The following is a 14,791-nucleotide window of genomic DNA, read 5'->3' on the forward strand; positions in this document are numbered from 1 at the left end:
GCGACCAGCCCATGCCGAGCGCGATCACGCCCGGTTGATGCAAGGTGAGAGGAATGGCAGGGTTTCCGCGCCCAAAGCGCGGAAATGAAACATTTCGCACCCCCTGCGACAAAAAATGTTGCAGACCCGGCTCAAAGCCCCTTGTCGGGGTTTGACTTGCCCGCGCCCGGCCCCTATAGACCGGGCTTCAGTTTGCCGCCGCACGCGAATCCGCGTGACCCGAGATGGTGTGCGGCCCAGAAAGGCCAGTTTTGGCCCCGAAATCGGAGACGGAGCGATGAAACGCACCTATCAACCCTCGAACCTCGTGCGCAAACGGCGCCATGGATTCCGGTCGCGTATGGCCACCAAAGCTGGTCGCAAGATCATCAATGCGCGCCGTGCACGCGGTCGTAAGTCGCTGAGCGCATAAGCTCTTACCGACTTGACAGAATGACACCGCCGGAGGCCCCCGATATTGGCAGCGATGCCACAAGGGGAACCCATGCCCCGGCGGTTTCGTCATGTCCAGAGCTCAAATCGGGCCGTGAGCTCAGAGTTCTTGCCAAGCGAAAGGCGTTCCTTGCTGCTGCGCGTGCCCGCAGACAGGGCACCGGCGGGTTTTTGTTGCAGGCCCACGACCGACGCGATGACGACGCGGCGATTGGCGTGGGCTACACCTGCTCCAAAAAGGTCGGCAATGCCGTTGCCCGCAACCGCGCCAAGCGCCGTTTGCGCGAAATTGCCCGGCTGATTCTCTCTGAAAGCGGCCAACCCGGCTGGGATTATGTCTTGATTGGCAAATCCGGCGACACAGCCGCGCGCGATTTTCAAGATTTACAGAACGATCTGCGCTATGCGCTGCGCAAGGTGCATGGGGGCCGGTGATGCGCCCTCTGGCCTATGTTGTGTCCCTCCCCGTCCGCGCCTATCGCCTGATCTTTTCGCCTTGGGTCGGGCACAACTGTCGCTATCACCCCACCTGTTCGGCCTATGCGATGGAAGCGCTTGAAAAGCATGGCGCTTTTCGCGGTTCATGGCTGGCACTGCGCCGGATTCTGCGCTGTCATCCCTGGGGTAAGGGTGGCATCGACAATGTGCCCGATTGAGGCACGCGCCTGATCTGGCACCAGATCAGCACCGATCCATCGATGGATCAGCTCCCGCTCCGAACAATGATTCAGACGCTTGCCACATACCCAACACAGGCCTAAACCCGCGCCATGTATGACACCACAGACGATATTCACCCGCTTTTCGCCAATGCGCCTTCGACGACCGAGTTCAAGAAGCTGCGCAAGCGAATCGTGCGTCAGACCCGTGAAGCCATCGAGCAATACGGTATGGTCGAACGTGGCGAAACGCGCCCTAAATGGCTGGTCTGCCTGTCCGGCGGCAAAGACAGCTATACCCTGCTGGCGGTGCTCTATGAATTGAAGTGGCGCGGGCTGTTGCCGGTCGATCTTCTGGCGTGCAACCTCGACCAAGGGCAACCGAATTTCCCGGCGACTGTGCTGCCGGAATTCCTGAAAAAGATGGGTGTCCCGCATCGGATCGAATATCAGGATACTTACTCAATTGTTAAAGAAAAGGTGCCCGCCGGGCGCACCTATTGCGCGCTTTGTTCCCGTTTGAGACGCGGTAATCTGTATCGCATCGCCCGCGAAGAGGGCTGCTCTGCCGTGGTGCTGGGTCACCACCGCGATGACATTCTTGAAACCTTTTTCATGAACCTCTTTCACGGCGGTCGATTGGCGACAATGCCGGCGAAACTGGTCAACGAAGAGGGTGATCTCTTTCTCTATCGCCCGCTGTCTTTTGTTGCTGAGGCCGATTGTGAGAAATTCTCCAAGTCCTTGAACTATCCTATTATTCCCTGCGATCTTTGCGGTTCGCAGGACGGGCTTCAACGCCAGCAGGTCAAGCAAATCCTTGATGGCTGGGAGAAGAACAGCCCCGGTCGTCGGCAGGTGATGTTCCGCTCTTTGATGAACGCTCGCCCCTCGCATTTGCTCGATCCGGAGCTTTTCGATTTTGCCGGGTTGGAAAGAAAATCCGAAAAATTCGAAATAAGTTCTTGCAGTACTCCTGACCTGCGTTAACGCCTGAGTTATTGTTGACCCCCTAAGTTGACCGCCAAGTGAATTACTAGCTTGGACGGAATATACATGCCGGTCACGACCCTGCAATTGCCCCGCGCGCCACGTCGCTTTGTGCAAGATTTGACGATCAGCGCGCTGCTGCCCGTCCTGTTTCCAGCCCTTGCGCTGGGGGGATATTGGCTGGGCGGCGAACCGATGCTCGCGGCTTTCGCTATCGGCGTTCCGCTGATTTGGCTGTCGGTGATGATTGGGGCCGCCGGGGCCAGCCCGGCCACCACGGATCCGATCACCGGACTGGAATTGCGCGAGGGGTTTACCGACCGCACAGCCGCCATTCTGAATGACTGTCGCGCAAGCGGCCGAACGTCGGCCTGCTTTATGATCGAAGTCGACGATACCGCTACACTAACCGAACGATTCGGTGTGGGGGCCTGTGATCGCGTGCTCGATACGCTGGCGACGCGGCTGCGTGCATCGATGCGGGGCAATGATATGTTCGTCCGCCTGGGGGATTGGCGGATTGCCGTGGTTTTGGATCCGATCCGACGCATCGACCTCGAATCGGCAGTACAGATGGCCGCCCGACTGCAAGCTGAGATGGACGACCCGGTGCGCATTGATCGGGCACCGGTGTATGTCTCAGCCTCAATCGGGTTCTGCTTGGCCGCCCGCGTGCCACAGACTGATGCCGCGGCATGGATCGACGCCACGGCTGCCGCGCTCGATGAAGCTCGAAAACATGGCCCAGGCGCGATCCGTGCCTTTTCGCCCGACCTTTTGCGCAATCGGTCCCGCAAGGTTGCCCTTCTAGACGAAGCGGCGCGCGCTTTGGAAGACGGCCAGATACAGCCTTGGTATCAGCCCCAAATTTCTACGGAAACCGGCCAAATCACCGGGTTGGAGGCCTTGGCGCGATGGCAGCACCCGGTGCGCGGCCTGATTTCTCCCGCCGAATTTTTGCCCGCCCTTGAGGCAGCCGGTTTGACTGGCCGACTTGGCGAGGTGGTGCTGTTTCATGCCCTCACCACTCTCCGAGATTTTGAGCGTGACGGAGTATATATCCCCCAGATCGGGGTGAATTTCACCGAGGCTGAGCTGCGCAATCCCCGCTTGGCGCAACGCATCGCTTGGGAGGTTGATCGTTTCAACCTCTCGCCAGACCGTCTTACGATTGAGATTTTGGAACATGTGGTTGCGGGCACCCCCGATGACGTCGTGACACGCAACATCACCGCCCTTGCCGGATTGGGCTGCACGATTGATCTTGATGATTTTGGCACGGGCCACGCCTCGATCACCAGCCTGCGCCGATTCGCGGTCGACCGGCTCAAGATTGATCGGTCATTTGTCGTCAAATGCGATACCGATCCAGATCAACAGCGCATGGTCACCACGATCCTGACTATGGCCGAAAAGCTGGGGTTGGAAACCTTGGCTGAGGGGGTTGAAACGGTGGGTGAGAACACCCTGCTGTCACAACTCGGCTGCGGCCACGTTCAAGGGTTCGGGATCGCGGTGCCGATGCCGACGGATAACCTTCGCGCGTGGATTTCCGAACATAACGCGCGGATCGTCAAGCCGCCGCAGATCACCCCTTTGCCCGGTTCGGCATAATAACGATGCAGCCAAGGTCCTTTAGGCGCGCCCCATTTGCCGCAGAGAAGCCTTCGGAAGGAAACGAATGGTCACGATTAGCCGCAGTTCAAGGGAATATGCCACTCTGCCCTTGACCTTTGGGCCGCGCAAGGGTTGAACCCGGCCTGATACTCAAAGGACAGGTGGCGGTCCCTCATGGACAATCAGAACAAGAACCTCATCCTCGCAACTGCGCTCAGCTTCGTCGTGATCCTGATCTGGTTCGTACTCTTCCCGCCCCCGGAACCGGAGGTGATTAACCCTGCGCCCGCGCAGACCGAAGCCGTGACGGGTGGCGGCCCGGTGGCTGACACTCCCCTCGCGGCACCGGGAACGACCCCGGCGACGGAGGCCACGGTAGATACCGCGGCGGATTCCCCACGAATCACAATCGAAACTGCGCGCCTTTCCGGCAGCATTTCGGCTCTTGGCGGGCGGATCGACACGCTGGCGCTTAAGGATTATCGTGAAACATTGGATGACGGCGCGCCGATTGTGAGCCTGCTCAAGCCGGTCGGCCAGTCCGGTGCCTATTACGCTCTGTATGGCTGGGCCCCCGGTCAGGGCCTTGGTGCCGAAGATGTGCCCGGCCCCAACACCGAATGGCAAATCGCGCCCGGCGCAACACTCACCGAGACAAGCCCCGTCACCCTCAGCTGGGACAACGGCAAGGGCCTGACCTTCCTCCGCGAGGTTTCGGTGGACGCCGACTATATGTTCACCATCACGCAGAAGGTGAAGAACGCCGCTGCGGGAACAGTCTCTATGGCCCCCTACGGCATTCTGGCGCGTCACGGCGAACCCGAAGACCTGAAAAACTTCTTCGTCTTGCACGAAGGCGTTGTGGCCATGACCGACGGTGAGCTGAGCGAAATCGACTACAGCGACATGACCGATTTCGACGTCGACCCGCGTGAAGGCGCGCAGGCCGAAGTCACCCAAGTCACCAGCAACGGCTGGATCGGCTTCACCGACCACTACTGGATGTCCGCTCTGGTGCCCTCACCCGGCGACGCATTCAAATCGGTCGCCAAATACGACGCCCGCCGCGGCATCTATCAAACCGAGGTCGTGCTTTCGACGCAAAGCATCGCGCCGGGTGACGAAATCACAGTGACCACACAGCTTTTTGCCGGTGCCAAAGAATGGGAAACCATTCGTGAATACCAAGACGCAGGCGTCGAAGGCTTTGTCGATTCGATCGACTGGGGCTGGTTCTTCTTCCTGACCAAGCCGATCTTTTCGGTGCTGCACTGGCTCAACCAGCTGATCGGCAACATGGGCTGGGCGATCATCGGCCTGACCTTCCTGATCAAGGCGCTGCTGTTCCCGCTGGCCTATAAATCCTATGCGTCGATGGCCAAAATGCGCGAGCTTCAGCCAGAGATGGAAAAGCTCAAGGAACGCGCTGGCGACGACCGTCAGAAGATGCAGCAAGAGATGATGGCGCTCTACAAGAAGGAAAAGGTTAATCCGGCCTCTGGCTGTCTGCCGATCCTTCTGCAAATCCCGATCTTCTTCTCGCTCTACAAGGTGATTTTCGTCACGCTCGAACTGCGCCATGCGCCTTGGATCGGCTGGATCAATGACCTGTCCGCGCCCGACCCCTCGTCGCTTTATAACCTCTGGGGCCTTCTGCCCTGGGGCACGCCCGAGCCCGGATCGATCCTTGCGCTGGTCTTCATCGGCATCCTGCCGCTGCTTCTGGGCATCTCGATGTACCTCCAGCAAAAGCTGAACCCGGCCCCCACCGATCCGACGCAACAGATGATTTTTGCCTGGATGCCTTGGGTGTTCATGTTCATGCTCGGCAGCTTTGCCAGCGGGCTGGTGGTGTACTGGATTGCGAACAACACGATCACGTTCAGCCAACAGTACCTGATTATGCGCAGCCACGGATACAAACCGGACCTGTTCGGAAATATCCTCGGTAAAAACAAGAAGAAGGCTGCGGACGCCAAAAAATGACAGGACGGATCACCGACATTCTACGGTACCCGATCAAGAGCCATGGCCGAGAGGCCGTGGCTCGCGTCGCTTTGACGGCTGGGCAAACCCTGCCATGGGACCGGCTTTGGGCCGTGGCACATGACGCATCCGACGCGGATGGGTCGGAATGGGCCCACTGCCGCAACTTTACCCGCGGGGCCAAGGTGCCCCAACTGCAAGCGATGGCCGCAACGCTGGATGAGGCCACCGAAACGGTGACCCTCACCCACCCCAAGCTTGGCGAATTGCGGTTTCGCCCCGATACCGAAGGCGACAAGCTGATCGAGTGGACCCGCCCCCTGATGCCGGAAAACCGTGCCGTCTCGGCGCGGGTGGTGCGGGCGGCGACGCGCGGCATGACGGACAGCGATTTTCCCTCGGTGACGCTGTGCAACATGGCCTCACACCGGGCGGTGTCACAGCGAAACGGGCGCGACTTGTCGATCCATCGCTGGCGCGGCAATATCTGGTTTGACGGCCTCGTCCCTTGGGAAGAGTTTGACTGGATCGACCGCGAAGTACGGATTGGCACAGCAATCGTCATCCCGCGCGAACGGACAGGCCGGTGCCTCGCCACACACGCCAACCCGGAAACCGGGGCGCGCGACGCGGATATTCTGGCTGCGCTCGACAGCTGGGATCACCGCGATTTCAGCGTGATGGCAGAAATAATAGACAGCGGCGAGATCGCCGTTGGTGACAAGATCGGACGTGCATGATGCAATTGCCATTCCCTATCGTCGAAGAGCCCGACGACTTCTCCCGCGAAAAGGGCCGCTTGCTCTTTGCGGGCGAAAAAGACTTTCTCAAAGGCGTGGTTGCCATGTCCGGTCTGCCGCCAGATGAGCGGATCGAAGTCTGCTTTGCGGGCCGCTCAAACGTCGGAAAATCTACGCTGATCAATGCGTTGACCGGCCGCAAGGGCATCGCCCGCGCGTCGAACACGCCGGGGCGGACGCAAGAGATTAACTTTTTCACCCTCGCCGAAAGCCATTACCTCGTCGACCTGCCCGGCTATGGTTATGCCAATGCCCCGCTGGCCGTGGTGGAAAAATGGCAACGCCTGCTCAAGCAATACCTGTCGGGCCGTCAGGGCCTGCGCCGGGCGTTTGTGTTGATCGACGCGCGCCATGGGATCAAATCGGTCGACGATGAAATCCTGAGCTTGCTCGACAAAAGCGCCGTGACCTTTCAAGCCGTGCTGACCAAGGCCGACAAGGTCAAAGCGGAAGAGCGCGAAAAGGTGCTCGAACAGGTGCGCAAACGGCTTTCCGCCCACCCGGCAGCCTATCCCGAGATCGTGGTGACCTCGTCCGAAAAGGGCGACGGGATCGAAACGCTCCGGGCGATCATTGCCAACCTGATCTGATACAGAGACCTTGCTAACCGCTTGCACCGTGTCGGTCCGCTTGGGATAACAGCGGTTCAAGAGGGATGAGAAATGAGAACTCAGGATATGAATCGCGATTGGATCGCCACTGCCCGCACGTTGTCACAAGCCCTGCCCTACTTGCAGCGCTACACCGATGCCATCGTTGTCATCAAGCTTGGCGGTCACGCCATGGGCAGCGATGAGGCGATGGAGGAATTCGCCCGCGACGTCGTGCTGATGCAGCAAGTCGGGGTGAACCCGGTCGTGGTGCACGGCGGCGGCCCGATGATCAATGCGATGCTCGACAAACTCGGCATCGAATCGAGCTTTGTGAATGGCAAGCGTGTGACCGATAAGGCCACAGTTGAAGTCGTCGAAATGGTGCTCTCGGGCCTTGTGAACAAGCGGATTGTTCAGGCGATCAACGCGCAGGGCGGCAAGGCCGTGGGCCTGTCGGGCAAAGACGCCAACCTGATTGTCTGCGAGCAGACCAACGCCGAGCTTGGCTTTGTCGGCACCCCTGATCAGATCAACACCGCCGTTCTGCACGATATGTTCCGCTCCAACACCATCCCGGTGATCGCGCCCTTGGGGGCCGGTCGCAACGGTGAGACCTTCAATATCAACGGCGATACCGCGGCGGGTGCCATCGCTGGCGCGCTTACGGCCGACCGGTTGCTGCTGTTGACCGATGTCGCGGGCGTCAAGAACGCCGAGGGCGAGGTGGTGACCGAACTGACCGCCGCCCAAATCCGCGACATGACAATCGACGGCGTGATTGCCGGTGGCATGATTCCCAAGACCGAAACCGCGCTCGACGCCATCAATCGTGGCGTGCGGGCTGTGGTGATCCTCGACGGACGGGCGCCGAATGCCTGCCTACTCGAGCTGTACACCGAACATGGTGCCGGGTCGCTGATCCGCGATGTGCCCAAGACGTGAGTTGTTACATTCCGCGCATGGCATATATTGCCCCGCATGGAGAATGAAGCGCTCATAAGGCTCGGGGTTTTCGCCGGGCTGTTCACCGTTTTGGCCGTGGCCGAGGCCATTGCCCCCCGTCGCGCCCGCAAACATGGGCGCGGCCAGCGGTGGTTTACCAATTGGGGCATCACCATCGCAAACACGCTGGCGCTGCGGGCTTTGGCCTTTGGGCTGCCGCTGCTGGCCGTCGGGGCCGCGCTGGACGCCGAGGCGCAAGGCTGGGGGCTGTTCAATCTGGTGGGTTGGCCCGGCTGGATTGAATTCCTGCTGGCGATCCTGATCCTCGATTTTGCTATCTGGCTGCAACATTTGATCACCCACAAGGTGCCGTTGCTGTGGCGGCTGCACCGGGTGCACCATGCCGACGTCGAGTTTGACGTGACCACCGCGATCCGTTTTCACCCGGTTGAGATCGCGCTGTCGATGCTGCTTAAGATCGGGCTGGTTTATCTCTTGGGTCCGGCGGCGATGGCCGTGCTGATCTTTGAGGTGCTGCTGAACGGCACCGCGATGTTCAACCACGCCAACCTGCGCCTGCCGCTTGGGTTTGACGCGGTGCTGCGCCGGGTTCTGGTGACGCCCGACATGCACCGGGTGCATCATTCGATCCACCGTCATGAACATGACAGCAACTACGGCTTTTCGCTGTCAATCTGGGACCATCTGTTTGGCACTTATATTGCCCAGCCCGAGGCCGGGCATGATGATATGACCATCGGGCTCGAATGGCAGGACGACCGCCCCAAACGCTTGGGGTGGAGCCTGTGGCTGCCGTTTACCAAACGCTAGAGGCCGAGGCGCAGGCGCGGCATCTGCGCATTCTGGGTGGCTTTCATCCAACGGCAAACGACGCCGCGCCCGACGGCTGCGGTACGCTGTTGATGATCGGCCCGGCGGAACCGGCGTTTTGGCCTGCGTTTCAGGCCAGCCCCGAGTTTTCCGACGGTTTATCCGATCCTTTGGACCGCTGGTCAAAGCGGGTTCTCGGCGGCTGGGCGGCCGACTTGGGGGCACGCGCGGTCTTCCCATCCGACGGCCCGCCGTATGCGCCGTTCATCGCTTGGGCCAAGGCCACCGGCCGGGTGTGGAATTCGCCCGCCGGCATCTTGGTGCATGACCGGGCCGGGCTGATGGTGTCGTTTCGTGGCGCGCTGGCGCTGGCCGGACGCGTTGACCTGCCGCCTCCGCCCCCCTGCCCTTGCGACGGATGCGACAAGCCCTGCCTGACTGCCTGTCCGGTGGGCGCGCTTGGGGCGGGTCGGGCCTATGATGTGCCCATGTGCAAGGATTACCTCGACACGCGCCAAGGCCGGGATTGCATGACGCGGGGCTGCGCGGTACGCCGGGTCTGTCCTGTGTCGCAATCTTATGGCCGCGCCGAGGCGCAATCGGCCTTCCACATGAGGAGCTTTCACCCGTCATGGCCCTCCGACTGATCCTGATGCGCCACGCCAAATCCGACTGGGATTCGCCGTGGCAAGACGACCATGCCCGAGGGCTGAATGCCCGTGGCCAGCGGTCGGCCGAGGTGCTGGGCGATTGGCTGCGCCGCGAAGGCCATGTGCCGGATGCGGCGATCAGTTCCGATGCAACGCGCACGCGCGAGACCTTTGCCGGGTTGGCGCTGGACTGTCCGGTGCGCTTCACGCCTGCGCTGTATCTGGCGGATGCTGGAACGATGCTGGACGAGTTGCGACAGGCGCGCGGTGCCACGGTGCTGATGATCGGCCACAACCCCGGTATCGCAGAGTTCGCCCGGCAGTTGGTGAGCGCCGCGCCGGATCATCCGAGATTCGCGGATTGCCCAACCGGCGCGACGCTGGTGGCGGAGTTCCCGGCGGCTTGGAACGAAATCACCTTCGGCACCGGCACGGCAGTCGACTTCACCGTCCCCCGCGACCTCATGTAATCCACCCCGCGCGTTACCAGCGGGCAGCGCCCGCCGCGCATCGTCGGGCCGCCCCTTGGCACGGCGATTTGGCTGCCGCCGGCGTGCCGGTCCGCGGTCACGAGACAGATGCCAGTATAAACGGCCCAACACCGCCGTCGGATCGCCGCACCACGGCCCGACGTTGCGCGGCTTCGCAAGCGGTGAAATAGAAAACGCCCCCGCAGTTTCCCGCAGGGGCGCCTCCGAAGTCCTAAAGATCAGTGCCCGAGGATCTGGCTCAGGAACAGCTTCGTCCGCTCGTTCTGCGGATTGTTAAAGAACTCTTCCGGCTCGTTCTGTTCGACGATCTGCCCGGCGTCCATAAAGATCACCCGGTTCGCGACCTGCCGCGCAAAGCCCATTTCGTGGGTCACGCAGAGCATGGTCATGCCCTCTTCGGCCAGCGACACCATGGTATCGAGCACTTCCTTGATCATCTCGGGGTCAAGCGCCGATGTCGGTTCGTCAAACAGCATGATCCGCGGCTTCATGCAAAGCGACCGCGCAATCGCCACCCGCTGCTGCTGACCGCCCGAAAGCTGGCCGGGATACTTGTTGGCCTGCTCGGGAATCTTCACCTTGCGCAGGAAATGCATCGCGATTTCCTCGGCTTCCTTCTTGGGCGTTTTACGCACCCAGATCGGCGCGAGCGTACAGTTTTCAAGGATCGTCAGATGCGGAAACAGGTTGAAGTGCTGGAACACCATGCCGACTTCTGAGCGGATCTTATCGATGTTCTTAAGGTCCGACGACAAGATGGTGCCATCAACGGTGATCGAACCTTTCTGGTGTTCCTCCAGCGCGTTGATACAGCGGATCAGCGTGGATTTACCCGAACCAGACGGCCCGGCAATCACGATCCGCTCGCCCCGATTGACGGTCAGGTCGATGTCGCGCAGCACATGGAAGGTGCCGTACCACTTGTTCATATTCTCGATCTGAATCGCGACTTCGTTCGAGATTTGCATCTAAGTCTGTGCAGGTTGAGCCATGTCCAAACCCTTTCTTAACGGTGATCGGTCTGAAGCTCACGCTCCAACCATTGTGAGTATTGCGAGATCGAGTAGCAAACGATGAAGAACAGCAGGACCGCAAAGCTCCACAGCTCCCAGTACACGCCGTTCCATTCGGTCGACGCCAGGATCGGGCCGCGGATCATGCCGACAAGATCGAACATCGAAATCACCGAGACCAGTGTGGTGTCTTTGAACAGGCCTACCGCCACGTTGACGATGCCGGGGATCGAGATCTTGAGCGCTTGCGGCATGATGATCAGCCGGGTCGCCTGGGCATAGTCGAGGCCCAGCGAATCTGCCGCCTCGTATTGGCCGCGCGGCAGGGCCGCCAGCCCGCCCCGGATCACCTCGGCGATATAGGCCGAGGAGAAGGCGGTGATCATGATGATGACGCGAATGATCAGGTCAAAGTTGGTGCCCGGCGGCAGGAAGTAGGCCAGAACCACGTTCGCCACGAACAGCAAGGTGATCAGCGGCACGCCCCGGATGAACTCGATGAAGACCACGCAGATCCACTTGATGATCGGCATGTCCGATTGCCGGCCCAGCGCCAAAACGATGCCGATCGGCAGGGACAGCGAGACGCAGACCACGCCGAGGATCATGTTCAGCATGAAGCCGCCCATATCGCGCGAGGCCACAAACTCGAGCGCGACAAACGTGGGTGCCGAAGCGGTGGCAAAACCGCCAAGGAACCACGTCACCGCAGCGGCGAAGACAAAGGCCAGCGCGCCCATGGCAAAGCTCTGATGCTCAACTTTTTTGAAGGCGATATAGCCGAAAACGAAGCCCAACAGCGCCACCAAGGGTGCAATGATCGTGCCGCCCCAGATCAGCCAGAAGGCGACGAAAGGAAACAGCCCGGTTACGATCATCATCTTGCGCGGCAGATTGTTGAACAGCACCGGAGCCGCCGCGACGATCAGCAGAACAAAGGCCAGAACGATGCGCCAGTATTGATCCTGCGGGTATTTAAAGCCGAACAGCAGTTGGTTCCAGCGCTCGGTCAGGACCGAAAAACAGCCCCCCGTCGTGCCTTGCAGAATCTCGCGGCACTCGGCCAGCGAATTGGTTGTCCAGATCCCGCCAAGAAACCATGGCAGCGCCCCGGCGAGGATTTTGTAGATCACGAAGATCGCCAGCAGCGTCAGAATGGTGTTGAACCACCCTTTAAACAGGTTCTCCCGCATCCAGTGGACGACGCCAACCTCAGAGCCCGGAGGCTCTTGCTCGGGCAGCATGGTTTCGCGAACATAAGCGACGGAATGTGCGTGCATGTCACTCATTGGTTGCACTCCTTTGGACCGACCATTGCTCAGCGCTCCTTCAACTTAACGGCGTTGTTGTAGATGTTCATGATCGTCGAGATCCCGAGCGAGATCGTGAGATAGAACAGCATCAGCAACAACACGCATTCAATGGCGCGCCCGGTCTGGTTCAGCGTGATGCCGCCCAGCGTTCCGGTCAGATCCATATAGCCGACGGCGATGGCCAGCGACGAATTCTTGGTCAGGTTCAGATATTGCGAGATCAGCGGCGGGATGATCACCCGCAACGCCTGCGGCAGAACCACGAGGTTCATGATCCGGTTGGGGCGCAGTCCCAATGAGGCCGCAGCCTCGGTCTGGCCTTTGCTGACCGCAAGGATGCCGGCGCGCACGTTCTCCGCAATGAAAGCCGCCGTATAGATCGACAGGGCAAACCACAGCGAAATCAGTGAGTTGCGCATAAAGATGCCGCCCTGGAAGTTGAACCCCTTCAGTGCGGGATACTCCAGCGACATCGGCATGCCGGTGAGAAAGAACACCAGAATTGTCGGCACAAAGAACAAGGCGATGGTCGGCCAGAGGGTTGGCAGCAACACGCCTTCGTCAAACAGTTTCTTGGTGGCATAGCGGCGGTAAAAGAAGATGCCGACCAGCGAGGCAAAGAACACCAGAACGATGGGCCAAGAGCCCTGCTCAAAGATCGGCAGCGGCGAATAGAACCCGCGTCCGGTAAAGGCGAAGGCATCCCAAACCATGGAAGCCTCCGGCGTCTCGCCCCGGAAATCGCGCGGTTGCGGCAGCACCGCAACAAACACCGCCATGATGATCAGGATCCAGATCAGCACCGGAACGTTGCGGAAAATTTCGACGTAAACCGACATCAGCTTGCGCACCAGCCAGTTCGGCGACAGGCGCAGGACGCCCACAAACACGCCAATGATCGTGGCCGTGATACAGCCCAGAACGGCCACCAGCAGCGTGTTCAGCACACCCACAACCGCGGCGCGCCAATGGCTTGACTGGCTGTCATACTCGATCAGGGTCTGGTTGATATCATATCCCGCAGGATCGCCCAGAAACCCATAAGACAGGTTGAGGCCAGCGGCGGCAAGGTTCTGAACCAGGTTCAGACCCAAGTAGGCCATTGCCACGATCAACAGGATCAGCGCGATGAACTGGAAGGTGACGGATCGATAGCGGGTGTCGTTGATCAGCTGCGATAGCCGGAACGACTCCGCCGGAGGGTCGGAGAAGGTCGACATATTATTTGATCCCTGAGGTTTCCGCATCATAGTTCGGCTGGCGGTTGGCCCGCTCTGCTGCCGTAAGACGGAAAATTTTAGTGTTCAGAAACACCAAGGGCGCGGATTATACCGCGCCCTTGGCTGGAATGGTTTAGCGGAACGGGGGCGAGTAAAGCAGGCCGCCATCGGTCCATTGTGCGTTCAGACCACGCGACAGACCAATCGGGGTTTTCTCACCGATGTTCTTTTCAAACAATTCGCCGTAGTTGCCACCGACTTTGATCGCGTTTGCGGCCCAGCCAGCGTCAAGACCCAGCATTTCGCCAAGGCTGCCTTCGGTGCCGAGCAAACGGTTCACTTCGGGGTTGTCGGTGCCAGCCATCAGTTCTTCGATGTTGGCCGATGTCACACCCAGTTCTTCGGCTGCGATCAGTGCGTTCAAAGTCCAGCGAACCACGTCACCCCAGTCGCTGTCGCCGTGGCGAACAAGCGGGCCGAGCGGCTCTTTGGAGATGATTTCCGGCAGAACAACGTGATCGCCGGGGTTTTCAAACGCGGCACGAGTCGCGGCCAGACCCGATGCATCGGTGGTATAGACGTCACATGCGCCTTCCAGATACAGCGGCTGCGCTTCGGCGTTGGTTTCGATCGGAACCGGCTCATAGCTGATGCCGTTCTTGCGGAAGAAGTCTGCGAGGTTCAGCTCGGTCGTGGTGCCGGTCTGAATGCAGACGGTCGCGCCGTCGAGTTCCTTGGCCGAGGAGACGCCCAGCTCTTTGGGAACCATAAAGCCTTGGCCATCATAGTAGTTGATGCCGATGAATTCGAACTTCAGGTTCACGTCGCGCTCGAACGTCCAGGTGGTGTTACGCGCCAGAACGTCGATTTCGCCGGAGGACAGCGCGGTAAAGCGCGTCTTGCCGGTTGTCGGCACGAATTCAACAGCGGTGGGATCGCCGAGAACAGCAGCAGCAACAGCGCGGCAAACGCCAACGTCGAAGCCTTCCCAGTTGCCATTGGCGTCGGGTGCGGCAAAGCCCACCAGACCGGTGGTCACACCGCAGTTAAGCTTGCCGCGGGCCTTTACGTCGTCCAGCGTGCCCGCTGCGGCAGCGCCAGCAGCAAGACCGGCGACAGTAAGCGCGCCAAGAAATACGGATTTATTCATGATTACCTCTTCCTGTTTTTTTTGAGCCGCTCTATCGAAACGGTCTCTCCGGCGTGAGGACCGGTTTCGCATCTGCGGGAATACTACGTCCCCCAACAGGCGTA

The 14,791-nt window shown here is 60.0% G+C and carries 16 protein-coding genes; 12 read left to right on the top strand and 4 right to left on the bottom strand.

Annotated elements, in window-relative coordinates:
• Positions 1-277: 277 nt before the first annotated feature.
• From rpmH to ACW9UO_RS08265, 12 genes are all read left to right on the top strand, one after another.
• Positions 278-412 (top strand): 50S ribosomal protein L34, encoded by a 135-nt coding sequence (gene rpmH, locus ACW9UO_RS08210; protein ID WP_244685751.1) that lies wholly within the window; start codon positions 278-280, stop codon positions 410-412.
• A gap of 20 nt (positions 413-432) precedes the next feature.
• Positions 433-867: a ribonuclease P protein component gene (gene rnpA / locus ACW9UO_RS08215; RefSeq protein WP_457088477.1), complete on the top strand. Its 435-nt coding sequence runs from the start codon at positions 433-435 to the stop codon at positions 865-867.
• Positions 867-1,088, top strand: coding sequence for a membrane protein insertion efficiency factor YidD (yidD, locus tag ACW9UO_RS08220; protein WP_457088478.1), 222 nt, complete (start codon positions 867-869; stop codon positions 1,086-1,088). The genes rnpA and yidD overlap by 1 nt, the downstream gene beginning before the upstream one ends.
• 114 nt (positions 1,089-1,202) lie before the next feature.
• A complete protein-coding gene (gene ttcA, locus ACW9UO_RS08225) occupies positions 1,203-2,081 on the top strand; it encodes a tRNA 2-thiocytidine(32) synthetase TtcA (protein WP_457088479.1) in 879 nt (292 codons plus the stop codon).
• Between the two features lie 66 nt (positions 2,082-2,147).
• Positions 2,148-3,695 carry a putative bifunctional diguanylate cyclase/phosphodiesterase gene (locus ACW9UO_RS08230; protein ID WP_457088480.1) on the top strand — a complete coding sequence of 516 codons (1,548 nt, stop codon included), beginning with the start codon at positions 2,148-2,150 and terminating at the stop codon, positions 3,693-3,695.
• Between the two features lie 177 nt (positions 3,696-3,872).
• Positions 3,873-5,684 (top strand): membrane protein insertase YidC, encoded by a 1,812-nt coding sequence (gene yidC, locus ACW9UO_RS08235; protein WP_457088481.1) that lies wholly within the window; start codon positions 3,873-3,875, stop codon positions 5,682-5,684.
• Positions 5,681-6,424, top strand: coding sequence for an MOSC domain-containing protein (locus tag ACW9UO_RS08240; protein WP_457088482.1), 744 nt, complete (start codon positions 5,681-5,683; stop codon positions 6,422-6,424). Before yidC ends, ACW9UO_RS08240 begins: the two co-directional genes overlap by 4 nt.
• Positions 6,424-7,074, top strand: a complete 651-nt coding sequence (gene yihA, locus ACW9UO_RS08245; RefSeq protein WP_457088625.1) for a ribosome biogenesis GTP-binding protein YihA/YsxC — start codon at positions 6,424-6,426, stop codon at positions 7,072-7,074. The genes ACW9UO_RS08240 and yihA overlap by 1 nt, the downstream gene beginning before the upstream one ends.
• Before the next feature lie 72 nt (positions 7,075-7,146).
• Positions 7,147-8,019: an acetylglutamate kinase gene (gene argB / locus ACW9UO_RS08250; protein ID WP_457088483.1), complete on the top strand. Its 873-nt coding sequence runs from the start codon at positions 7,147-7,149 to the stop codon at positions 8,017-8,019.
• 36 nt (positions 8,020-8,055) lie between these two features.
• Complete coding sequence (locus tag ACW9UO_RS08255) at positions 8,056-8,850, top strand: sterol desaturase family protein (protein WP_457088484.1); 795 nt, start codon at positions 8,056-8,058, stop codon at positions 8,848-8,850.
• Positions 8,787-9,497, top strand: coding sequence for a ferredoxin (locus ACW9UO_RS08260; protein ID WP_457088485.1), 711 nt, complete (start codon positions 8,787-8,789; stop codon positions 9,495-9,497). The genes ACW9UO_RS08255 and ACW9UO_RS08260 overlap by 64 nt, the downstream gene beginning before the upstream one ends.
• Entirely contained in the window at positions 9,482-9,970 is a 489-nt protein-coding gene (locus ACW9UO_RS08265) for a SixA phosphatase family protein (protein WP_457088486.1), read from the top strand. The genes ACW9UO_RS08260 and ACW9UO_RS08265 overlap by 16 nt, the downstream gene beginning before the upstream one ends.
• A gap of 239 nt (positions 9,971-10,209) precedes the next feature.
• Here ACW9UO_RS08265 and ACW9UO_RS08270 read toward each other — a convergent pair whose 3' ends face one another.
• The 4 genes from ACW9UO_RS08270 to ACW9UO_RS08285 all read right to left on the bottom strand — a co-directional run bounded on the left by ACW9UO_RS08270 (position 10,210) and on the right by ACW9UO_RS08285 (position 14,687).
• Positions 10,210-10,959 (bottom strand): amino acid ABC transporter ATP-binding protein, encoded by a 750-nt coding sequence (locus ACW9UO_RS08270; protein ID WP_457088487.1) that lies wholly within the window; start codon positions 10,957-10,959, stop codon positions 10,210-10,212.
• A 38-nt stretch (positions 10,960-10,997) separates the two neighbouring features.
• Positions 10,998-12,293 (bottom strand): amino acid ABC transporter permease, encoded by a 1,296-nt coding sequence (locus ACW9UO_RS08275; protein WP_457088488.1) that lies wholly within the window; start codon positions 12,291-12,293, stop codon positions 10,998-11,000.
• A 29-nt stretch (positions 12,294-12,322) separates the two neighbouring features.
• Entirely contained in the window at positions 12,323-13,537 is a 1,215-nt protein-coding gene (locus ACW9UO_RS08280; RefSeq protein WP_457088489.1) for an amino acid ABC transporter permease, read from the bottom strand.
• A gap of 133 nt (positions 13,538-13,670) precedes the next feature.
• Positions 13,671-14,687 carry an amino acid ABC transporter substrate-binding protein gene (locus ACW9UO_RS08285; protein WP_457088490.1) on the bottom strand — a complete coding sequence of 339 codons (1,017 nt, stop codon included), beginning with the start codon at positions 14,685-14,687 and terminating at the stop codon, positions 13,671-13,673.
• Between the last annotated feature and the right edge of the window lie 104 nt (positions 14,688-14,791).

The organism is Marinovum sedimenti (genome assembly GCF_054052205.1).